This is a genomic window from Peribacillus acanthi (assembly GCF_003073175.1).
GTDB lineage: Bacteria > Bacillota > Bacilli > Bacillales > DSM-1321 > Bacillus_BN > Bacillus_BN acanthi.
In genome coordinates this window covers 76,791-98,981 of record NZ_QBBX01000003.1, presented here as the reverse complement: position 1 = coordinate 98,981, position 22,191 = coordinate 76,791, and the positions used below count along the sequence as shown (strand labels likewise).

17 protein-coding genes and 1 other annotated feature are annotated in these 22,191 nt (G+C 35.0%); of the genes, 1 reads left to right on the top strand and 16 read right to left on the bottom strand.

All coding sequences use genetic code 11. The annotated features are described in order from the left end of the window. Positions 1-61: 61 nt before the first annotated feature. From DBX25_RS03695 to DBX25_RS03635, 13 genes are all read right to left on the bottom strand, one after another. Positions 62-1,270, bottom strand: coding sequence for a type II secretion system F family protein (locus DBX25_RS03695; RefSeq protein WP_108669435.1), 1,209 nt, complete (start codon positions 1,268-1,270; stop codon positions 62-64). Then, the gene (locus DBX25_RS03690; protein ID WP_108669434.1) at positions 1,270-2,310 is read right to left on the bottom strand and encodes a type IV pilus twitching motility protein PilT; all 1,041 of its coding nucleotides are present in this window, start codon (positions 2,308-2,310) and stop codon (positions 1,270-1,272) included. Before DBX25_RS03690 ends, DBX25_RS03695 begins: the two co-directional genes overlap by 1 nt. 11 nt (positions 2,311-2,321) lie before the next feature. Beyond that, positions 2,322-3,968 (bottom strand): GspE/PulE family protein, encoded by a 1,647-nt coding sequence (locus DBX25_RS03685; RefSeq protein WP_108669433.1) that lies wholly within the window; start codon positions 3,966-3,968, stop codon positions 2,322-2,324. 49 nt (positions 3,969-4,017) lie between these two features. Continuing rightward, positions 4,018-5,277, bottom strand: coding sequence for a type II secretion system protein (locus DBX25_RS03680; RefSeq protein ID WP_108669432.1), 1,260 nt, complete (start codon positions 5,275-5,277; stop codon positions 4,018-4,020). Positions 5,278-5,293: 16 nt separating this feature from the next. After that, positions 5,294-5,752: a PilW family protein gene (locus DBX25_RS03675; RefSeq protein WP_108669431.1), complete on the bottom strand. Its 459-nt coding sequence runs from the start codon at positions 5,750-5,752 to the stop codon at positions 5,294-5,296. A 15-nt stretch (positions 5,753-5,767) separates the two neighbouring features. Next, entirely contained in the window at positions 5,768-6,292 is a 525-nt protein-coding gene (locus DBX25_RS03670; protein WP_108669430.1) for a pilus assembly FimT family protein, read from the bottom strand. Between the two features lie 68 nt (positions 6,293-6,360). Then, the gene (locus DBX25_RS03665; RefSeq protein ID WP_108669429.1) at positions 6,361-7,617 is read right to left on the bottom strand and encodes a VanW family protein; all 1,257 of its coding nucleotides are present in this window, start codon (positions 7,615-7,617) and stop codon (positions 6,361-6,363) included. Between the two features lie 15 nt (positions 7,618-7,632). Continuing rightward, entirely contained in the window at positions 7,633-8,496 is an 864-nt protein-coding gene (locus tag DBX25_RS03660) for a hypothetical protein (protein ID WP_108669428.1), read from the bottom strand. Between the two features lie 133 nt (positions 8,497-8,629). Beyond that, positions 8,630-10,342, bottom strand: a complete 1,713-nt coding sequence (locus DBX25_RS03655; RefSeq protein ID WP_108669427.1) for a sensor domain-containing diguanylate cyclase — start codon at positions 10,340-10,342, stop codon at positions 8,630-8,632. A 124-nt stretch (positions 10,343-10,466) separates the two neighbouring features. Then, positions 10,467-11,747 (bottom strand): bifunctional folylpolyglutamate synthase/dihydrofolate synthase, encoded by a 1,281-nt coding sequence (locus tag DBX25_RS03650; protein ID WP_240620140.1) that lies wholly within the window; start codon positions 11,745-11,747, stop codon positions 10,467-10,469. Between the two features lie 66 nt (positions 11,748-11,813). Further along, a complete protein-coding gene (locus DBX25_RS03645; protein ID WP_108669425.1) occupies positions 11,814-12,464 on the bottom strand; it encodes a hypothetical protein in 651 nt (216 codons plus the stop codon). A gap of 10 nt (positions 12,465-12,474) precedes the next feature. Next, a complete protein-coding gene (locus DBX25_RS03640; protein ID WP_108669424.1) occupies positions 12,475-14,646 on the bottom strand; it encodes a hypothetical protein in 2,172 nt (723 codons plus the stop codon). A gap of 188 nt (positions 14,647-14,834) precedes the next feature. Beyond that, positions 14,835-17,489 (bottom strand): valine--tRNA ligase, encoded by a 2,655-nt coding sequence (locus tag DBX25_RS03635; protein WP_108669423.1) that lies wholly within the window; start codon positions 17,487-17,489, stop codon positions 14,835-14,837. Between the two features lie 53 nt (positions 17,490-17,542). After that, positions 17,543-17,773 (bottom strand) — a binding site (T-box leader). A 166-nt stretch (positions 17,774-17,939) separates the two neighbouring features. On the opposite strand from DBX25_RS03635, the gene DBX25_RS21135 reads away from it, so the two are divergent. Next, positions 17,940-18,131: a hypothetical protein gene (locus tag DBX25_RS21135; RefSeq protein ID WP_108669422.1), complete on the top strand. Its 192-nt coding sequence runs from the start codon at positions 17,940-17,942 to the stop codon at positions 18,129-18,131. Between the two features lie 136 nt (positions 18,132-18,267). Here the strand turns inward: DBX25_RS21135 and ysxE are convergent, their stop codons facing one another. The 3 genes from ysxE to hemL form a co-directional block, all read right to left on the bottom strand. Then, positions 18,268-19,311, bottom strand: coding sequence for a spore coat protein YsxE (gene ysxE / locus DBX25_RS03625; protein WP_108669421.1), 1,044 nt, complete (start codon positions 19,309-19,311; stop codon positions 18,268-18,270). 72 nt (positions 19,312-19,383) lie between these two features. Continuing rightward, entirely contained in the window at positions 19,384-20,721 is a 1,338-nt protein-coding gene (locus DBX25_RS03620; RefSeq protein ID WP_108669420.1) for a LysM peptidoglycan-binding domain-containing protein, read from the bottom strand. A 169-nt stretch (positions 20,722-20,890) separates the two neighbouring features. Then, entirely contained in the window at positions 20,891-22,180 is a 1,290-nt protein-coding gene (gene hemL / locus DBX25_RS03615; protein ID WP_108669419.1) for a glutamate-1-semialdehyde 2,1-aminomutase, read from the bottom strand. Positions 22,181-22,191: the final 11 nt, after the last annotated feature.

The window sequence follows — 22,191 nt, the reverse complement described above, 5'->3', positions numbered from 1 at the left end:
TTATTATATGAGTAAAAAGTCATATTTTTCAAATATAAATGTGTTAGAATTGTAAATTTTTTTACTGTATCGTTTCAAATATACTAAACATGGGCACCGCAATAGCTGATACTATTACACCCACCATTATTGATAAGAAAACAATCATCATCGGTTCCATTAAGGCTTTAATTTGATCCGTAGCATTGTCTACCTCGGTTTCATAGAAGTCTGCAACCTTGTCCAGCATTAAATCCATAGTCCCAGATTTTTCTCCTATTGCTATCATATGGGTGACCATGGGTGGAAATGCCCAATGCTTTTCCATAGGAACGGTAATTGATTGCCCTTTTTCGATAGAATTCCTACTGTTTCTTATTACCCTTGCAAGCACTTCATTGCCAATAATTCTTTCAACTATAGTCAATGAATGTTGAATAGGCACTGAGCTAGCAAAAAGTGAACCTAAGGTACGGGACATTCTTGCGATACTAGCTTTTTGCAATAGCTTTCCAATTACAGGTATTTTCAATAACGCGAAGTCAAAATAGTACCTTGTCGTTTTATTTGATCGCAAATATTGAATACCTAGAAGGTTGAATAGACAAATTAATAATAAAAGCCACCAATACTTCTTAAAAAAATCACCTAATCCCAATACCATTCTAGTAATGAGTGGTAGTTCTCCACCAAAAGAATGGAACATATCAGCAAATGCCGGTACAACAGTCGATAATAGAAACACGACAACAACTACTGAAATAATTCCTACTGTTGCAGGATACATCATGGCAGATTTCACTTTTTGTGTAGTATTGTGTTGTTTTTCGTAATATACTGCCATTCTCTCAAGAATTTCATCTAAATTTCCGCCTGCTTCCCCTGCTCTCATCATATTTATGAATAAAGGAGGGAAAATCTTTCGGTGAATTTCTGCTGAATCTGAATAAGGCTTTCCTTCTTCAAGACTGTTAGCAATATCTTCTAATGCTTTTTTTAATAACTTACTAGAAGTCTGCCTTGCTAGAATGTTAGTAGTTTCAACTACAGATATACCAGCTTTCAACAAGGTAGAAAATTGCCGAATGTAAATCACTAAATCTTGATTTTTTACCTTTTTTACGTTTAGGTTTACTTCTTTATATAATATTCCTTTTAACTCTTCTATTGAAGTGACCGCAATGCCCATCTCTTTTATTTTTGAGACAGCTTCTTTACGGTTGTCAGAAGTAATTTTCCCTCGCCTGATTCTTCCTCGGCGGTCCCGTCCTGTATAGCGAAAGACTGGCATTAAAGGACACCTTCCCCTATGTAAGGAGCTGCAGTTGCTGGATTAATTTTTTCTGCTTCTAACAGTTTCTTAACGGCCATTTCAAGTGTTTGCATCCCTTGTGCCCTGCTAGTTTGCATAACACTATGAATTTGATGAATCTTCTCGTTACGAATCAGATTTCGCACAGCTGAATTATTAATCATGATTTCAACTGCAGCCACTCGACCGTTTTTATTAACAGTTGGTAAAAGCCTTTGAGATACAATTGAATTCAAGACCGAAGCAAGTTGAACCCGTACTTGTGGCTGTTGGTTTGGTGGAAACACATCTATAATCCGATCAATCGTTGCTGGTGCATCTGTCGTATGCAATGTTCCTAATACTAAGTGCCCTGTCTCAGCAGCTGTTATGGCTGTAGAAATGGTCTCTAAATCACGCATCTCACCAACTAATATAATATCTGGGTCTTGACGAAGACATGCACGCAGCCCATTTGCAAAGTTTTTAGTATCAAAGCCAACTTCACGTTGATCAATCACACTTGAACCATGCTTGTGCAAATATTCAATTGGATCTTCCAAAGTAATAATATGCCGCTTTAGGTTCTTATTGATATAGTCAATCATTGCTGCTAGAGTTGTAGACTTTCCGCTACCAGTAGGACCCGTTACCAAAACCAGGCCTTGATGCTTCTCAGACACCTGTTTCAATATTTCTGGAAGCTGCAGGTCCTCTAACGTTGGAATTTTAGTGGGAACAACACGAATAGCTAAACTGATACAAGAACGTTGATGATATGCATTCACACGGAAACGGGATACACTAGGAATGCCATAAGAAAAATCAAGCTCGCCTTTTTCTTTGAATGTATCCCATAAGTTTTCTGGAATAATCGCTTTAGCCATCGCTTCAGTATCAGATGGTAGAAGCTTGTCCTTCCCATATTGCTTCAACTCACCATGAAGCCTCATTATTGGAGGAACTCCAACAGTCAAGTGAATATCTGAAGTACCTAATTCAAAAGCTGCCGTTAATATATAGTCTAATCTTTCTTTCATTAAGTGCCCCCCTATTCCTGAAGTGCCACTCGCAGCACTTCCTCCACTGTTGTTAATCCATTCTTTGCTTTCAATAGTCCATCATCAATTAAGAAGATCATTCCAGTTTTCATCGCGTAGCTCTTAATTTCTACAAGAGGCTTATTATTCGTCATCATCGTTCGAATGTTGTCATCCACCACAAGAACTTCATGGATAGCTAGCCTGCCTTTGTATCCACTGTTTTGACAGTTCGGACATCCAGAACCCTTATAAAGTTTATCTACCTTAATTCCTCGTTTATGGAACACATCTTTTTCCATTTGTGAAGGTTCGTATTCAATTACACATTCTTTACAAACCTTACGAATCAAACGCTGTGCAACAACACCAGCTAACGAAGATACTACTAAATAAGGTTCAATATCCATATCTAGCAATCTTGGGATAGTAGTAAGGGCACTATTCGTATGTAAAGTACTGAATAACAAGTGACCCGTCAATGAAGCACGGACGGCAATCTCTGCTGTTTCACTATCCCGAATTTCACCCAACATAACAATATTTGGATCCTGTCTTAAAATTGAACGTAATCCTTTTGAGAATGTAAGGCCAATGGCAGGATTCACCTGTACTTGGTTAATGCCTGAAATTTGATATTCCACAGGATCCTCAACGGTAATAATATTAACCTTATCCGTATTCAAATGATTCAATGCAGCATATAAAGTAGAAGTTTTCCCTGACCCTGTAGGTCCAGTAATCAGGACCATTCCTGATGGACGTTCAATCATTGAGACGAATTTCTGAAGATTAACCTTATTAAATCCTAATTGAGACAGGCTTATTAAAACGCTCGATAAATCTAAAATACGGATGACTACTTTTTCTCCATACACGGTTGGCAGTAGGGAGATACGTAAATCGACGGTTGTATAATTAACCTCAATCTTAATACGACCATCCTGTGGCAATCTAGTTTCGGTAATATTTAAGTTAGCCATGATTTTGATACGAGCAATTAACAAATTGTAAATATTTTTCGAGAGAATTCTTTCAGTCCGTAAAATACCATCAACACGATACCTAACAATCAGATTATCGTCTTGTGGATCGATATGGATATCACTCGCCTTGAGTTGCACTCCTGTTGACAAAAGCTGGTTAACCAATCGTACAGCTGGAGCCTCATCCCCATCTAAATCCCCTTCAATCAATTGATCTGGGTTTATATCATCAAACGTTTCTTTCATATTGTAATACTTATGTATAGCAGAGAGTATTTCATCTTTAGTTGAAATAACTGGGGAAATTTGAAATCCAGTCGATAACCTTAAGTCATCTAATGCAAAATAATCCATTGGATCATTCATTGCAACTATTAGTTGATTACCTTCTTTTTTTATTGGAATCAAGATGTTACGCATTGCAAACTCTTTTGAAATTAAACTGACCAGATTGGACTCAACTGGATATCTAAACAGACTTATATGTGGTATCCCGAGCTGAAATTCCAGAACTTCAATCAATTGTTGTTCACTTATATATCCCCGCTCTAATAAAGCATCTCCCAGTTTTTGGCCATCTTTTTTAGAACGCAAGGTTTCTTGAAGCTGATTTTCATTTATTATATTTGCTTCAACTAATAAATCACCTAGTCGCTTCCTAATCATAGTCATGTTCTTCACCTCTCTTAAGTTCACAATAGATCAATCTATCATTTTTAATCTAGTTATACTCGTACGTTATATCCGAGGTATCTATATCCCACCCAATATCAATCCCCGACTCCGTCAAACCACCTGGCCTACCGCATTTTTCAATGAATAATGCATTGTTTTTAGTTGGTGAGTAAATATTGTAGTTCTTTCCACTTGGAACACCCGATACAGTGCCACCTACACATATTTTTGCTGATGAATCAAAACCATTAATATGTTTATCGTTAAAATTGGCGTTACCTTTAACATATATCGAAGAATTACTCATTCCATTAATATTTCCATTCACATTAAAATTTGCGCTTCCTATTACTACTATTGTGGTATTTACTATACCTTGGTTAATATTCTTAAATTCTGCTGCTCCACCAATATAAATAAACGAATTGCTAATTCCATTGATAGGATCGTTAAAATCAGCACTTCCCTTAACATAAAGAGTAGAATTCTCTATTCCTTTGTTGATAGGCTTGTATGCAACTAAGGAACCTTCTATTAAGATATCCACATTGGAAATATCAGATGGATCATTAATTGTAACAGAACCCTTATAAGAACAATCCTTGCTCCCAAAATTATTCAAATTAGTACATTGTGGTAAGTTTATAGGAGCAGTAATGATGGTTTCATAGCTTGGTGGAAGAGTGTTTCCACCTGTCCCTCCTCCATTACCTGGTCCTAAATCTATAGTAATAGCCCCGATTTCCATATTAAGAGTAGATTTAATTTTTTTTTCACCCTTAAAATTGTCTCCTGTTCCCTTACTTAAGAAAGAAATCCTAATTGATTCGCCTGGTTCAATATCTCCACAAGTGGGGCATTTTAAGTCTGTTGATGGATTTTCAAAGATTATTTCAAATTTTCGTTTGTCATTTGGATCAATATTTTTAGAAAGTAATAAAGTATTGGGTAAATGAGAAAAAAATAAACCATTTCCCTTAATCGAGTCTACTAAGTCTTTTGCGATGGTTTCCTCATAAAATTCGTTAGTATTAAGGGCTTTGTTATTATAATCTGTAATTATTTTGGATTTTACATTTGAAATAATTTCTGTAAGCCTAATATGATAAAAATCCGAAAAATGAATAGATTGATATTGAATACCCATCTCTGCAACATCGTTTACTTGGATTCCTTTTTCTGTCCTTTTTATTTGGTGCATATTATTTACTATCATACTAGTTAATGTAACAGCTAAAATGCTGATTATCACAGTAATTAATAAAACACCAACCAAAGTGACACCTTTATTATTCCTTACAATCATTTTAACCTCCAAGACTCTACATTCTAGAAAGGATCGTTTTCACTTCAAATTGATTTCTAGAATCCATTTCATCTTCAACAATTAATTTTATGTGGAGAATTTTATTATTAAACGATTGATCGACCTCAAATTCTGTAGGTAGTTGAGTAACAGAGCCTACAATGAGTGTCAATGTATAGTTGAATCGGGAGTCTGAAATTGTTAACGTGTTTCCATTTTGATCTATTAAAGTTATCTTAGAAGCTTTTGGATTTCTATCCATTGTCACTTTGTATTTCTTCTTAGTTTCATGAAAATTAGTTAGTTCAGCTAGAATATAATTAGCTTCTTGTTGGAGTTGTACTTGACTCGTTGCTTTTTTTGAGAAGTTCAGGCTGTTCATCATCGCCGAACTTGTAAGGATGATTAGAATAGACAAAATTGCCATTGAAACTAACACTTCAACCAGAGTGAGTCCTTTCTGTCCCTTAAACATATTCTTTTTTTCTCCTTATTTTTTATATTCAAAAAAAGTATATGTGTCAGAAGAAAGTTTATTGTTCTGGTTCACATAAATGTAAACTTTGTATAGATTGGATTGTACTTTTACTGTAACAAGCTCTGGCTGTTGTTTGAGGTACACTTCTATCAAATAGGAAGGATCGTTCATTGTAAATTTATAATAAGTCACATCTATTTGGTTCGTCCCCTGTAATTCTTTTCGTGTTACTACTTCAATGTTTTTCTTTAAGTTTAGGTTAGGATATGTTGACATTAATAGATTTGATGCACTGGCATAGGTATTGATATTGGTTATGAATTTTTGAAACTCAGATTTATACGGTTCTTGTTTTATGAGGGCCTGTTGTTCCCTGGCAATATTTACGGTTTTAAGTGTTTCTGATGTGCGATTATTATACTGAAAGGCATTTGTAAAATATGTAAAAAACACCAACGTAATTATGCTTATTATTGTAAAAGAAGCCAATAATTCTACCAAAGTTATCCCTCTATTATTCTTTATAGAAATAAACATAGAATTATTAACCTCCCATACAATAATCTCTCTATATCTTGAATTATGATTATTTAACACCAAAATTATTATTGACTGCTGTTTTCTTCAACAACTTCCTCCTCGGAAAGTTGTTCTTCGACTGAAGTTTCTACAGAATTTTGTTCAATTTCTGTATTTCCTTCCACCTCAGCCTTAATCTCCTCAAACACAACCTCATTCACCGGCAAGTAAAAATCTTCAGCCATTAAGACCGCTTCAAGACGCTCTCCCTTTGGATCGAAAATGTCTCGGTAGACTGAAATGGAGTATCCTTTTTTCCCTTTAATCTTTTGCTCTGACTTGATTGAATTTAGATTAGCTACGTAACGAATGATTTTTTTCGGTTCATAGGATTTTTCATTTTCGAGTCGTACTTTATAGGACAGGCCAGCTTGCATTCCCTTTACCTGGATGGTCATTCCACTCTCTTGTGGGACAAAGCTGATGACATATTCTCTATCATTTGGATTGAAGATGATGAAATCCATTTCATCCTTTAGGATTTTTGCTTCAAATCCTAACTGAATTCCATTAGGGATTTCCTTACTTGTGTGTCTTTCTACTATTTGCAAATTTGTAGGCAAAATAGATTGGTACATACTTGAAGCTATAGTAGTTAAAAATTCACTGGAAAAAGTCGATTCATTAGTCTCCTTCAAGTAATTCAGTAAAGAAAAATTGGACTTAGCAGGAATAACCATCTCTTTATGCTTGGTGAGCCATCTCTCCGTCTTTTCTTTATCCGGTATCTCCTTCGTCACTTCTGAAAGAACTACATTTTTAGTCAATGTATCTTCACTGATAAATTCAGACAACTTGAAACTGACGATTGACTGTTGTAAAGTTCCAACCGTCTTTTCAATTTCCATTTTTAATCGTTTTAGATCAATCGTTTCAACTATTGATTCGTCAGTTATCATTAATAATTGGTCCTTTAGTTGTTGTTCTTTCACAGTGACAAATAACGGATTAGACATTCCATCCCCTGCCGACAAAATAGATTCTTCAATTTGAAAATAGAACATATCACTTGGTAACTGAATGCTTTTATCAGAAAAAGATATCTCAACCTTTGAGGAAGACTTCCATTCAATCGTTTTTTCATTCAACTTTTGTATAGCTTGATTTTGTTCAAGACTGGCTACTGAAACTGGACCGATAAAGGTATTTTGGACAAATAGTAGCTTATTCTGGAATACCGTTTCGTACGCAAACACTCCAATACGGGAAAAGGCAGTGATGAACAATGTGCAAAAAAGAATGATTAAAAATAGTCGTAGTGGTATCGCTGTTTTTTGCTCCATTTTCACTGCTCCTTTCTAAGATTGCTTACGGTTTTTATATAATTCTTCCAAATCATCAAAAAGCTCTATAGACGGATTACTTTCTTCAACTTGTTTTTTTTCTTGTTGTGCTAATGCAAGTTCAATCTCATCAATTGTATCTTCGTTTATACTATTTCTGTTAGTAGAAATAGCGTCAGATTCTACATGATCGAACGACTTCATTCTAGCCATCATTAACGCTTCAGCATCATCCACTCCATCGAAATCAATTCCATCCATTTCAATTACCTCGAATGGCAATTCCCCATTATCGTTACTAGATAAATGAGAAGGTTCATCTTGTTGGATTTGTAGAGGAATAATAAAATCGCTCTCTCGTTCAGGAACTTCTTCAGCTTGTTCTTCAAAAAGTTCAATATCCTTTGTTTCAGCTTTTTCTACAGGCGAAGGTTCCTCTTCAATGTCTAAAGTGTTTTCTATCTCAATGACCGGTTCTATAGTTACTTCTTTTTCCTCACTTGAAGGCACTAGAACTGAAGAATAATATTGATCGACCGTTTCAAACCCTTTTGCTTTTTCTTCTAATTCGATCATTGAATATAATGGTATAGGTGTGTCCTGTTTTAGTAATAATTCCTCATCCTCTTGATGATTGGTATATATGGAATCTTGTAATCTCTTATCAAATATGTATGATAGCAAAAAAGCCAAGGAAACTTGGATTAATATGATTTGCCATAATGGGAAGACGGATGTACCAACAAATCCCATCAAGCCTAATAATGCACAGACAGCGAGAACAAGGATTTTGCCTTTATTAGACAATCCTAGAGGTAACAGGATTAACAAGACGGCAATTAGTAAGAAAGATATAATCATTGTTAAACCTAGCATCATTGACGTCACCCCATTTATTTTGTAGTCTCATGACTATTTTATATGATTCTATGTCGAAAGTAACGAAGAATTGATAGCATTTCTCGTTTTTGACACATACAAATAAGCAAAAAACCAAATAAAGGCCTTTTGCTTATTTTATATACTGTGCAACCTTATTGCGTCCAGCTCTTTTTGCACCCGTATACATGGCACGGTCTGCATGCCTCATTAATGACATCGCGTCATCTGCATCTTTAGGTGCAGTAGCGAAACCGATACTCGCCGTAATATTCACTAGAATTTTGGATCTCGTTGTCTCTAGATCAGAAGTAACGGTAAATGGACGTGTAGCAATGAGTTTGCGAATTTCCTCTGCCATTTTATAGACTTCACTACATGAATAGTTTTCCACCATGATTACAAACTCTTCCCCACCATACCTTGCAACTAGTCCACGGTCACCAACATATTCGTTAATTCGTTTAGCGATTTGACATAGGATATCATTGCCGCTTTGATGACCATAATTGTCATTCACAGATTTAAAGTGATCTATGTCTATTAGGATTATGGAGATCTTCTTTTCTTGTGCTTCATTATTATCCATAAAAAGTTGAGATAGTTTGGTCTCAAAGTAGCCAAAATTGTAAAGTCCTGTCAGAGCGCAACGTTCACTTTTTTGTTTGGCAATTTGATGGTGCTTGGCATTTTCGACAGCGATGGCCAAGTATGAACATAAAATATCGACAATCATCAATTGGGATTTTTCATAGGCCCTTTGTTGACGGCTTCCGAGTAACAATACCCCTCGAACTTCAGAGTTACGCAGAATAGGTACTGCAAGAACACTTTCAATGTAATCAGGTAAAGTCCCCATTGAAAGATGTTTCCACTCTTTTTGCTTGCAATACAAAACTGATTGTTCCGTTTTCCAAACTGTCCCACTTATTCCTTCAAAAGGTTTCAATGGACGGAATTTTTCTTTCCTACCATTTATTGAACGTAGCATATAGAGCTCTTGCTTTTGTTGATCAACATCAAGAATATACGCCACATCCACATGGAATATTTCTGAAATTTGATTGATGAATACATCCAATACTTCATCAACATTTAGTCTTTCGGCAAGTTGATGACCCACTTCACTCGCTTTTTGCAGAAATCTATTAATGTTTTCAGAAGAATAATAGAGACGCAAAATTAGAGAGAGACCTAACATAGGAATCCCAACAAAGAGAATGGCGATTGATCCTAGCTGTTGGTAGAGAGTGAACAGCACAAGCCCTATTGGGAATGCGATAATTGAACTGATCGAATCGACTAACAAATCTTTCCCGAAAATATTCCGTTTTCTTTTAAACAAATAGATGATTATTAACGATAAAATCGTTTGATTAATAACGAAATAAGTAGTTGCATACGCTAAAATTTTCAAAAAATCTTCTTTATTATTTATATCTAACGCAAAATGAGTCCCACCTATAGCATAATAAATTAGACCACTAGTAAGTGAAACCAAAAAGAACATTAGTGAGTTTAATGGAATCCTAAAGGAGTCTTGTTTTGTTACCTTTACCTTTAACATTAGGGCAAGAACAGCAATTTGCATCAAAATTAATTCAGTAGATAAACCATAAACTAGAAAGACGGTCAATGAAACCGCTTGCGCACTAAAGATCGGCGTTTGGTTAATAACAAGTGGAAAATATGCAAGCAAGCACACTAGTATTGCAAATTGGACGAAAATCCAGTGATCCCCAGAAATTTGTGATGGGAAATATAGATGTGTAAGCCAGATGCCTGCTGGTACTATTAAAATCCATAAAAACCAGATGACTATTTTTAAAAGTTTACTAACCTGCATATTCCCACCCCTTTCTAGTATGATTCCATTTATACTATACAAATATTATCAATTAATCCTTCTTTTGTCATATATTTCAGTTAATTTAATTGAAAATATTACATAATAATTGTTGACATTATTTTCAGTTTAATAATTCCTTTATATACGGTCTTGCCAACCCTATAAAATACAAAGAACCCGTAACAATTAATAAATCATTCGGACCACATACAAACATAGATTGTTTTATTGCTTCTTTCCAATTTTCTTTACTTGTTTTATTAGTACAAGTGCTAGCCATAAGTAATTCATTTGTAGTAGTAGCTCTTGCAAAAGGTATTTGTGTGAAAGTAATGGAGGAAGCAACACAATCCAACATACTAATTACTTTTTTATAGTCTTTATCTTTTAATGATGTAAACACAAAATGATAGTTCTTATCTGGATATCTAATTTTTAAAGTATCAATTAAAACGTTCATACCTTCTGGATTATGGGATCCATCTAAGATGATATTATTAGGAAGAACTTCAAATCTACCTGCCCACATTGCTTTTTTTAACCCTTTTCGAATGCTTTCTTCAGAAATATTTAAACCATAGTTTTCATTTAACAAAAACACAGCTGCAATTGACAATGCTGCATTATTTATTTGATGATTTCCTAGCATTTTAAGATCTATATTTGATAGATGATTGTTATCCATAGAAAATGAGAAACTTTGAAAATCTGGTTTTTGAAGAATATCATTTATGATTATTTCAGAGTTTAATCGATAAATTGATGATTGTTCATTTATTGCTTTCTCTTCAATTACATTGCTCGGTCCCTGGTCAATAACACCACTTATAACTGGAACTCTTTTTTTTATGATGCCAGCTTTTTCATATGCAATTTCTTCCAGAGAATCCCCTAATATGCTTGTATGATCTAGTGAAATTGAAGTAATGATTGATAGTAATGGTGTTATTACATTTGTTGAATCTAATCTTCCTCCTAATCCCGTTTCAAAAAGTGTAATATCAACTTCACTTTTCTCAAAAAATAGGATGGCTAAAACTGTTATAATTTCAAAATAAGTTGCTCTATAACCAGCTTTACCTTCTTCTAATATAGGTAGAATTTTATTTAACAAACAAAGAAAATCTTCATCAGTAATCATCATTTGATTGATCATTATTCTCTCATTGACTTTTTCAAGATGAGGTGAAGTAAAACTACCAATCTTTAAGCCCTCTGCCATTAATATTTCCTTCAATGCATTTAGTGTAGAACCTTTTCCGTTTGTACCAGCAAGATGGATGCTTCTAAAATTCCTTTCAGGATTTGAAAATTCTTTCAGCATATCCTCCATTCTTTTAAGTCCAAATTCCATTCCCAATTTGGTTTCTCTATTAAACAAGAAATCCTGTGCCTTTTCCATGCTCGTAAACATAAACTTATTCTCCTTAGTGATAAAATAAAAGACCATTAACATTTATCTCAATATTTATTTACAATTTTGTTTTGACATTTCTTCTAAAGTATTTAACAAAAATAAATAGATTTGGTAAAAGCCTTTTCTATTTTTTTCAGCATTAATCTCTCTCCAATTAATTTCCATTTGAATAGCTGGAATTTTACAATGTTTACTAACAAAAGCAGCAACACAATTAGGATTATCTGCTTTAAAATGATAATCATTGGCAAAATCATTAAACCCTAATGATTTTGCAACTTTAATAATAGTATCTACTACAGAATAATTTTTTTGAATGTTTTCACCATATCCAGTTGCTATTTCAATTGAATTTTTATAAGACTCATTCATAATATGAAGATCAAGTAAGAATTTTATATTTTGATTTTTTATATATTTTATTAACTCTAATTTATAAAGACAGTTTTTATCATAATTAGCATCATCATTATTATTTCTTGTTTTAATAATTGAATGAATACTACCATTTTCATGCAAAAGTTCAGCAATAACTCCGGTATAAGATTCCGATTGTTTTACTCTTCCATTACGAATTTGTTTTACTGCATGTGGTGCAGATACCATAACAGGTAAATTACCTTTTAGTATTAAAAAATTATTTGCGCTTATATGCTCATTTCTAAACTCTTCTTCACGTTTAATTATTTGATTATAATCCACAAAATCACCTCTATTTACTCTTTGTTCTAATAAAGAAGAGTCCTACTGAAAAAGCACACATGAGCAAAACTATATAAACATCTAATTCAAATGAACTTTTGGTCTTGAATATACTCATAGTGAAAAGAGATGATAAAAAGACAATTGGAAATAAAACATAAGAAACTAAATTAAATCGGAAAGATAACTTGGTTTGCTGATATTGATCAATGGCATTTAATTTTTCGTTAACTTCTTTATATATGGCTTCACTATCAAATACTACTTGCCATTTTTCATAAAACTTTGCAATAACATTATTATCAGAAATATGTCCCAATTTAGCTTGTGTTAAAAAGTGCAGAAAATCTTGTCGTATAGCACTTGCATTCATTTTTTCAGAGACAAGACTGTCACGGACTATTTTATCAGAAAATTTCCGTAGTCCATCTCTTTGTTGTGCAGAAAACAAAAAGATAAAAAATTTTTCCTCAAGAAAATTCTTTGATAATTTTTCTAATCCAGTTCGATCTATTGAGTCTTTTTCAACTAAATATTGAACACCGCAACTACGTGAAAACCCATAAAACAATAAATCTCCCCTTTGTAAAAACTTTTGTTGAATCTCTCTATTCTTTTCTTCTAGGCTTGAGATATATGTTTTTTTTGTTGCGCTACACGTTTTTAATACTATATTTTCTTTCTTTTCTGGTATATAAGTATTTCCTATAATTTCAATAGATTCATACGCTATTCCTTTTCTTGTGGACTCATGTTGAATTTCCATTTCCTCTTTTAAGAAGTAACTAATTATTTTATTTACATCTTGACAAATTCTTTTATCAATTTCCAAAATATAATTTAAAGGAACGTCTCCTGAAAAACTAGAATTTAGAACTAAAAAACCTACTCCATATTTGAATAATCTAGATTCTACTTTTATTTCCCTAAATAATAATGGATTATCTATCAAAATATCCTTATCAATTGAAAAGGAATCCTCATTAAATGTAATAACTTTTTTAGCTGCTACTAAGAAGTTTCTACTATGTAGTTGAGAATTTGGAAGTTTTGTATTATTAAAAAAATAGTCATTAAACAATGGTAGAAAATTCTTAGAAAACTGTTTATATTTGTTTTCCTCATTGATAGGACTACCAAATCTTTTTGAGAATCTCTTTTGAATTCGATTGAATTTTTTATAATCAAAATGGAATGGGAAAACATATGAAACTTTCTGCGTTGAAATCCAGGGATCTGTATATTCCCTCATAATTTCAAGAATTTGATTTTGTTTTAAAATTGAATCGTTATTGCATATCTCTCCATCTATTATCTTCCAATCTTCATTTTCCTCATAAGGCTTTCGGTAATAATTTTCAAAAAAAGATAGATTTTTCACTAGTCTTTTATGGTTAAAGCCGGTAATAAGAGGTTTTATTTTTATGCCATCTGAAAATAATATATATAAACCATTGTTTTCAGTTTTAGCCCAATATTCCGAAAATAGAGATGTAGGTGGTTGTAAATAAATTTTCACTTTTATTTCTTCAACCTTGTTTTCATCTAAAATAACATCTAGATTTTCCGTCTTTGTGTATAAGTGATTGTTAGATTCTGAGAGATAGTTTTCTTTATCTAGCTTCAATAATGCCAACTCTTGAGAAAATAAACTTAAATCGTTTTCTTTCAATAACATACAATTTTTAACATCTGTAGAATCCTTATCATTTAAAATAAAAAGATTCTTTTCGAAAAATAGTAAAAATTTATTAATCACATCTCCTGGTTTATTTTGGTGTTTAGCTGCAATAATAATTGCGTCTAAATTCATTTCTTTATCTATTATTAATAAATTTTTCAAATTCTTATATATTCTCTCAAAGTCAAATGGAAGACACTGATATTCTATAATATATTTAGTAATGAAAATGGAAAATATAGTATCAATATTATAAAATGGGTTCAATATTATATGTATACAATTGGAATTTAAATTTATTTTTTCAAGCACTAGATTAGGATAATTAAGTATAGAATCAATGGATTTAATTATACCTTTTTCTATATTTTGTTTTTGTTCAGTGATTGAGTATTCCTCATGTGTAAAATCAAAATAAAGATAGTTTGTCTTAAGATGATCGGAAACCATTTTTTCACATTCGTAAAAATATGTGTACTGTTCTGTTTTATAATTCTTCATTAATCCCCCTACCATTCACCTATTTAATTTCCTTGTCTGCACCTATTTACCTTAATTAATTACTAAATATATTATATATATTATGTATTTCTACTTTCTATATAAAAAATAAAATGGCTCATAATATAACCTCGCCTCAAAAAATTAGATTTTTTGGTGGTTATATTATAAGCCGTATTAATTTTACTTTATTTTAATTTCTTTAATTCATTTATTCTGTTAGCAACTGCATCACGTTTTTCAACGTAGTCTTTCTCTTTTGCACGCTCTTCATCAATAACATGAGCTGGAGCTTTACTTACAAAGCCTTCATTACCCAGTTTTTTCTGAACACGTTCTACTTCTTTATCAAGCTTTTCACGTTCTTTTTCTAGACGTTTCAGCTCTTCTTCGATATTGATTAATCCTTGTAATGGAAGAATCAATTCTACTCCTGTTACTACAGCAGTCATAGCCTGCTCTGGCTCTTCGACTTTAGTGCCAATCGTTAATACTTCTGGGTTACAGAAGCGTTCAATATAGGCACTGTTCTTTTGAAGCATCTCAGAGATTTTTTCATCCTTCGTCTTAAGGATTAAGCTGATTTTTTTACTTAAAGGTGTGTTCACCTCTGCACGGATATTACGTACCGTACGAATGATTTCTACTAGAAGCTTCATCTCTTCTGCTGCTTCTGAATCAGAAAGGTCAGCATTCACTGTCGGCCAAGCTGCAACAGTGATCGATTCTCCATTGTGAGGTAAGTTTTGCCAGATTTCTTCCGTGATGAACGGCATGAATGGATGCAGTAATCTCATCGTATTATCAAGTACGTATGCCAAGATTGAACGAGTTGTTTTCTTTGCAGCTTCATCTTCACCGTATAAAGGAAGCTTCGCCATTTCAATATACCAGTCACAGAAGTCATCCCAGATGAAGTTATAAAGTAGACGCCCAACTTCTCCGAATTCATACTTATCAGCAAGTCGAGTCACATTTTCAATCGTTTCATTTAATCGTGTTAAAATCCACTTGTCTGCAACTGATTTTTCACCGGATAAATCGATTTCTTCATACTTCATACCGTTCATGTTCATCAATGCGAAACGTGAAGCGTTCCAAATCTTATTGGAGAAGTTCCAGATCGCCTCTACTTTTTCCATGCTGAAACGTAAATCTTGGCCTGGTGAGCTTCCAGTCGATAAGAAATAACGAAGGGAGTCGGCACCATATTGATCGATGACATCCATCGGATCAACACCGTTACCAAGTGATTTACTCATTTTGCGACCTTCTGAGTCACGAACAAGTCCGTGGATTAGAACGTCTTTAAATGGACGCTCACCTGTGAACTCCAAGCCTTGGAAAATCATACGTGAAACCCAGAAGAAAATGATATCGTATCCAGTTACTAGGCAGCCTGTTGGATAATAACGCTTAAAGTCCGGAGCCTCTTCATCCGGCCAACCCATTGTAGAGAATGGCCATAGAGCTGAACTAAACCAAGTATCTAAAACATCTTCATCTTGCTTCCAATTTTCCTCATCAGCAGGTGCATCATGTCCTACATATACTTCACCTGTTTCCTTATGGTACCAGGCTGGAATGCGGTGTCCCCACCATAATTGACGGGAAATACACCAGTCACGGATATTTTCCATCCAGTGTAGATAAGTCTTTTCGAAACGTTCTGGTACGAAGTTGACCTTCTCTTCTTGTTTTTGAAGTTCCACTGCTGCATCTGCCAAAGGCTGCATTTTTACGAACCATTGAGTGGATAGGTAAGGCTCTACGACTGCCCCACTACGCTCTGAGTGTCCAACTGAATGCATGTGCTCTTCAATTTTGAATAAGACACCTTGCTCTTGTAGATCTTTTACGATTTGCTTACGGCATTCAAAACGATCCATACCTTCGTATTTGCCAGCTTTTCCATTCATCGTGCCGTCTTCATGCATCACTAGAACTCGTTCTAAATTGTGGCGGTTTCCGATTTCAAAGTCATTCGGATCATGTGCTGGAGTAATTTTTACTGCTCCAGAACCGAATTCCATATCAACATAATCATCACCCACAATTGAGATCTCGCGTCCAACGATTGGTAGAATGACGGTTTTACCAATCAAGTGCTTATAGCGTGGATCTTCTGGATGAACGGCAACTGCAGTATCACCAAGCATCGTCTCAGGACGTGTTGTTGCAACTTCAATATGACCACTTCCATCAGCCAATGGATATTTCATGTGGTAAAAAGCACCTTGAACATCTTTATATATAACTTCGATATCAGATAAGGCAGTCTTCGTGGAAGGATCCCAGTTGATGATATATTCCCCACGATAGATTAAGCCTTTATTGTAAAGGGAAACGAAAACTTCTCTAACTGCCTTAGAAAGACCTTCATCGAGTGTAAAACGTTCACGAGAGTAGTCTAAACCAAGACCCATCTTAGCCCATTGCTCACGGATATGGCCAGCATATTCTTCTTTCCATTTCCATGTTTCTTTAACAAATGCTTCACGACCTAAGTCGTAACGGCTCTTCCCTTCGCTACGTAGCTTTTCTTCTACCTTCGCTTGAGTAGCGATTCCAGCGTGGTCCATTCCTGGTAACCAGAGAACATCATAGCCCTGCATTCTTTTCATACGAGTCAAAATATCTTGTAACGTCGTATCCCAAGCATGACCTAAATGTAGCTTCCCTGTAACGTTCGGTGGCGGGATAACGATTGTATAAGGTTCCTTTTGCTCATCATCTTTTGCTTCAAAAAATTTGCCTTTTAGCCACCACTCATAACGACCTTTTTCAATAGCTTTCGGATCGTATTTAGTTGGCATTGAGGTAGTTTGTTGTTCTGTTTCCATGTTTAGCCCTCCTAAAACACTTTTTTGCAAATAAAAAAACTCTCTTTCCTTGTGAAAAGGACGAAGAGAGTTGTTCGCGGTACCACCTTTTTTCCGAATGAAAAAACCCATTCGGCGCTTAATGACAATAACGGCTTTTCACCGGCATTCACTACTAAAAAATTCGTTCACGAATGCAGCTTATGGGTGACTTCGACTAGCTCTTGAATAAGAAACCTCCCACCAAATGGTTTCTCTCTCTGAAATCAGAATTCAAGTCTACTTATCCCAATCCTTGCTTTTACTTTTATAGAGTTACGTTTATAGTACAAAAATGTAATCTTAACGTCAATAATCTTTCCCGATTTTTTACTAGTATATACGCAGACTCGTCTAATGTGCAGTTATTTTCACCTTTTTCTTTGAATAACAATAAGATAAAACAAATACCTATTAAGGCGGGTGGCTAAAATGAAAAAAAGATACAATCCCTACAACATGCCCCCTTGGCTACGTAATTTGCGAGCTCTTTGCAATCAATTTATTATTCCTTTTTGCATATTCCAAGGAATCCGGACTTTCTTTTTTCCGACTGCATTTGATATTTTATTCCTCGGCTTATTAGTCTTTTTGGCAGTTAGCCTTCGGTCAGATTGGATTTGAGAAAAAATCGTGTGATTTAGGCGTTTCGGTAATATATGAGGCTGCTTCGGTAATAAATCTGGAATTTCGGTAAAAAAGATGTCCCGTTCGGTAATAAAGGCTACAATTTCGGTAAATAAAGGAATACGTAGGAATTTTAATCTTGCTGGGCTGCCGCAGCGGCTGCAGCTTTTTTCTGTTTCTCGATTTCATCAATTCTCATCACGACATACTCCACATTTTTCAATGTCCAATAGTTACGTTGAAGGTTTTTCATGTACATAATTTCTGTTCTTTGATTTCGTTTTTCATGATAATGTTCTACGGAAGATATGATGGCTCCTGGATGGGCTAAATAGCTTAAGAACAACATCATTTCTTCTTCCTTTAAGGAAAAATACTTTAAATACGTATATAACCAATCAATCGCATCATCATGACGGATAGGATACGTTTTACATGAATTAACTATAAATGGCAATAGATCAAAATGAACAGGGGCTGTTTTTGAATCTTCAAAATTAATAAAATGTCCATAGCCCCTGTCATCATATAAAAAATGGGAGATTGATACCTTTCCATGTGTGACCACAGTCCGAAGCTTTTCACTATCTTTCGTTTTTTCATACCATTCTTCTAACTTTTTGATGGAAAAGGTTAGAGCTTGTGAAATGTCATGATAGTATGAGCAGTACAATAACTCAAAAGGCGACATATACCATTTACGTTCACTAGCTTGAACAAATTCCTCGAGAAATTCCTTCTGCTTATTCCACAGTTCCACTGTTTTTTCATAATGTGCTTCCCGTTCTTCTTTTTTGACTTCAATTTCTTTGGACGTTAGCGTATGCATCCTGGCTAGTTCTCGAAACATATGCTTATGCTTTTCATTTCTCTCACTATTATTGTCATCTAAAAGCCAGGGCATCAAATAATACAGCTTACCATTGTTCAAAACTCCATAACGATTGTCCATGGTCATGAAAATGGGAACAATGCGGTTATAGCCTCTTTGATACAGTTTCTGAACGTTCCGTATAAAATCCATACCTATTTTTGGATCTATGCTCTTTAAAGCGAACACACCTTGATCTGTATAAATTTTATCAATTTTGCCCATGTTTTCATGATATCTCACCTGTAACATGTAAAATTTCATGATTTCGTCGACTTGGGTTTCCATTTCTTTTTTCAATTCCATCCCTTCACCCCCAGTCTCTTTGGATTTTCGAAAAAATAACAGCTTGAGCCAGGCCCAAACTGTTATGGAATATTATTTTCGATTGGCTACAACTTGTGGAATGTAGAGGACTTGACCTTCATAAATATCATTTTCATCATCTAAGTCATTTTTCTTTACGATATCCTGGACTGGAACTTGATATCGACTGGCTACTTCATGTAAATTTTCTCCATGTTGGACAATGCAAACTTTTAGTATCGCTTTATCCTGAGTTTCCTTCTTCCCAAAAAAGTCAGTTAAAGAAACGCTCGCAGTGGAAATTCGCTTTTCTTCAACTGGCTTTTGCTCCACTGCTTCTGCATTTGAAGCTTTTTCTGCGTATTGCTGAACAGAAAATGTAGTATTGACCCTTGGACTTGCCTGATAGGAGATTTCCTCTACATTTTCAGTTTCCACGACTACTTCCTCTTCTACTTCTTGAACAAAAGTATCTTGTGTTATCCGTTGTTCTTCTGCATCTTCAATTCTTTGACTATAGTCCTCCTGATAATATGGTGAATTAAGAACTGATACATCTTGGTCGTACTGAGATTCCTCCTGCAAAACCTGATTTTCTTGCCTTACCTGGTACTCTTGCTCCCCTTCCTCCAATATTTCTTCTTGATAATGAAAGACTGGAATCTCAGTAAATGACTCTTTTTGAGAGGATACTTCTTCATCCTCATATTGATATACGAAAGTAGATTCTGTATAAGATTCCTCGTCTTCACGTGGAAGTTTGGATGCTTCAACGGTAAAAGGCTCATACTCATCTTCTTCACGATAAAGTATCGGCTCCACAACTTCGGCAGATTCTTCGTTTTCATATTCTTCAACTTCTTCATCTAATTCCTCTGTCTCGTAGGATCGATGAGCAAATACTTCTTCAGTTTCTGGTGTAAAGGCTTGATACGGATGATGGGTTTCAGGCTCTTGTTGCGGGGTAAACTGTTGTTCCCCGTAAATACCGGTAATACATAAATCTGCGGATAATTTTAAACAATTATTTTCAGGCATAGTATAATCAAACGTCTGAATCATTACATTCACTTCGTCCAGTGAACTAATTCTATTGGCTGGAATTGAAATGTCTACAGGGAAGGCATGTTTAAAAGTGCTATAACCTTGATCATCCCTTTCCACATTCTGAATCGTTCTTTGGAAACTATTTGGCGATATATCACCAGTCTCCCACACTTGACTTCTACCACTGCTACGATACTGGCCTGTCAATTCCAAATATCCTTTTATATTTACATACTGATCATTTTCAGCAATGGTGACATTTGGATCAATGGCAAGACTAAATAGCTCCCCTACTTCCTGTCCTTTTTGAAACCAAACAGACTCTTCTAATGAAAATCGTAAGTACGATTGATCATTCGTCAAAATAATTTCCTCCCCTCATGGCTCAAAACGATATATATACCAATACAACTCTATGTATAATGAAGCAGGAATATGACAGTAAGTACCGGTTCTTTAAAGGAAAATCATGTTTGTTTTGTGTATCCCAGCTCTCAACAAAAAAACGCCCTGTAACACAGGACGTAGTTCATTATCTTTTTAATGCAGCAAATGATTTTTCAACTGCTTCTATCGTCTTCTCAATATCCTCATCGCTATGTGCGGTTGATAGGAACATTCCTTCAAATTGTGAAGGTGGTAGGAAGATACCTTGCTCAGCCATTTCACGATAGTATGCTGCAAAGAATTCAAGGTTAGAAGTTTTTGCTTTTTCGTAGTTAATTACTTCTTCATTCGTAAAGAAGAATCCGATCATTGAGCCTGCACGGTTAAAGGATACAGGGACGTCATATTTACGCGCAGCTTCAGTGATGCCTTCTTCAAGTCGGTCTGCTTTTTTATTGAACTCATCATAATGTTCAGGCTTTAGCTGACTTAAAGTAGCATATCCAGCTGCCATCGCTAATGGATTTCCAGAAAGTGTGCCTGCTTGATAAATAGGACCGCTTGGGGCAATTTGTTCCATGATTTCAGCTTTACCACCATATGCTCCAACTGGAAGTCCTCCACCAATAACCTTGCCTAGGCATGTTAAATCCGGTGTGATACCATAGTAGCCTTGTGCACAGTTATATCCTACACGGAACCCTGTCATAACTTCATCAAAAATTAATAACGCTCCATATTGTGATGTAATGTCACGCAACCCTTCTAAAAATCCAGGTTGTGGAGGAACAACACCCATGTTTCCTGCAACCGGCTCTACAATGATACCAGCGATATCATCCCCGAATTGCTCGAAGGCATATTTCACGCTTTCCAGATCATTGTATGCCACTGTAATTGTGTTCATTGCCACACCTTCAGGCACTCCCGGACTATCAGGTAGTCCAAGAGTAGCAACTCCAGACCCTGCTTTAATCAATAAGGAATCCCCATGGCCATGGTAGCATCCTTCAAATTTAAGAATCTTGTTTCTTCCAGTATATCCGCGTGCGAGACGTAGAGCACTCATGGTAGCTTCCGTTCCAGAGGACACCATACGAATAACTTCAATGGAAGGGACACGCTCGATGACAAGCTTGGCAAGTTCGTTTTCTAAAAGAGTTGGCGCTCCAAAACTTGTTCCCGTTTCAGCTACTTTTTTGATTTCCTCTACAACATGATCATTTGTATGTCCTAAGATTAGCGGACCCCAAGAAAGAACATAATCGATATATTCATTGCCATCGATGTCATAAATTTTTGATCCCTTTCCACTTTCCATGAAAATCGGATCCATATTTACAGATTTAAAAGCACGGACAGGACTGTTTACTCCACCTGGCATAAGTGACTTTGCTTCCTGAAACGCTTGCTTTGATTTTTCGAAAGATCTCATATCAACGTCTC

Bases quoted from the DNA above. Each gene is read 5' to 3' on its own strand.
- DBX25_RS03695 (WP_108669435.1), bottom strand. From the start codon at position 1,270: ATGCCAGTCTTTCGCTATACAGGACGGGACCGCCGAGGAAGAATCAGG.
- DBX25_RS03690 (WP_108669434.1), bottom strand. From the start codon at position 2,310: ATGAAAGAAAGATTAGACTATATATTAACGGCAGCTTTTGAATTAGGT.
- DBX25_RS03685 (WP_108669433.1), bottom strand. From the start codon at position 3,968: ATGACTATGATTAGGAAGCGACTAGGTGATTTATTAGTTGAAGCAAAT.
- DBX25_RS03680 (WP_108669432.1), bottom strand. From the start codon at position 5,277: ATGATTGTAAGGAATAATAAAGGTGTCACTTTGGTTGGTGTTTTATTA.
- DBX25_RS03675 (WP_108669431.1), bottom strand. From the start codon at position 5,752: ATGTTTAAGGGACAGAAAGGACTCACTCTGGTTGAAGTGTTAGTTTCA.
- DBX25_RS03670 (WP_108669430.1), bottom strand. From the start codon at position 6,292: ATGTTTATTTCTATAAAGAATAATAGAGGGATAACTTTGGTAGAATTA.
- DBX25_RS03665 (WP_108669429.1), bottom strand. From the start codon at position 7,617: ATGGAGCAAAAAACAGCGATACCACTACGACTATTTTTAATCATTCTT.
- DBX25_RS03660 (WP_108669428.1), bottom strand. From the start codon at position 8,496: ATGATGCTAGGTTTAACAATGATTATATCTTTCTTACTAATTGCCGTC.
- DBX25_RS03655 (WP_108669427.1), bottom strand. From the start codon at position 10,342: ATGCAGGTTAGTAAACTTTTAAAAATAGTCATCTGGTTTTTATGGATT.
- DBX25_RS03650 (WP_240620140.1), bottom strand. From the start codon at position 11,747: ATGGAAAAGGCACAGGATTTCTTGTTTAATAGAGAAACCAAATTGGGA.
- DBX25_RS03640 (WP_108669424.1), bottom strand. From the start codon at position 14,646: ATGAAGAATTATAAAACAGAACAGTACACATATTTTTACGAATGTGAA.
- DBX25_RS03635 (WP_108669423.1), bottom strand. From the start codon at position 17,489: ATGGAAACAGAACAACAAACTACCTCAATGCCAACTAAATACGATCCG.
- DBX25_RS21135 (WP_108669422.1), top strand. From the start codon at position 17,940: ATGAAAAAAAGATACAATCCCTACAACATGCCCCCTTGGCTACGTAAT.
- ysxE (WP_108669421.1), bottom strand. From the start codon at position 19,311: ATGGAATTGAAAAAAGAAATGGAAACCCAAGTCGACGAAATCATGAAA.
- hemL (WP_108669419.1), bottom strand. From the start codon at position 22,180: ATGAGATCTTTCGAAAAATCAAAGCAAGCGTTTCAGGAAGCAAAGTCA.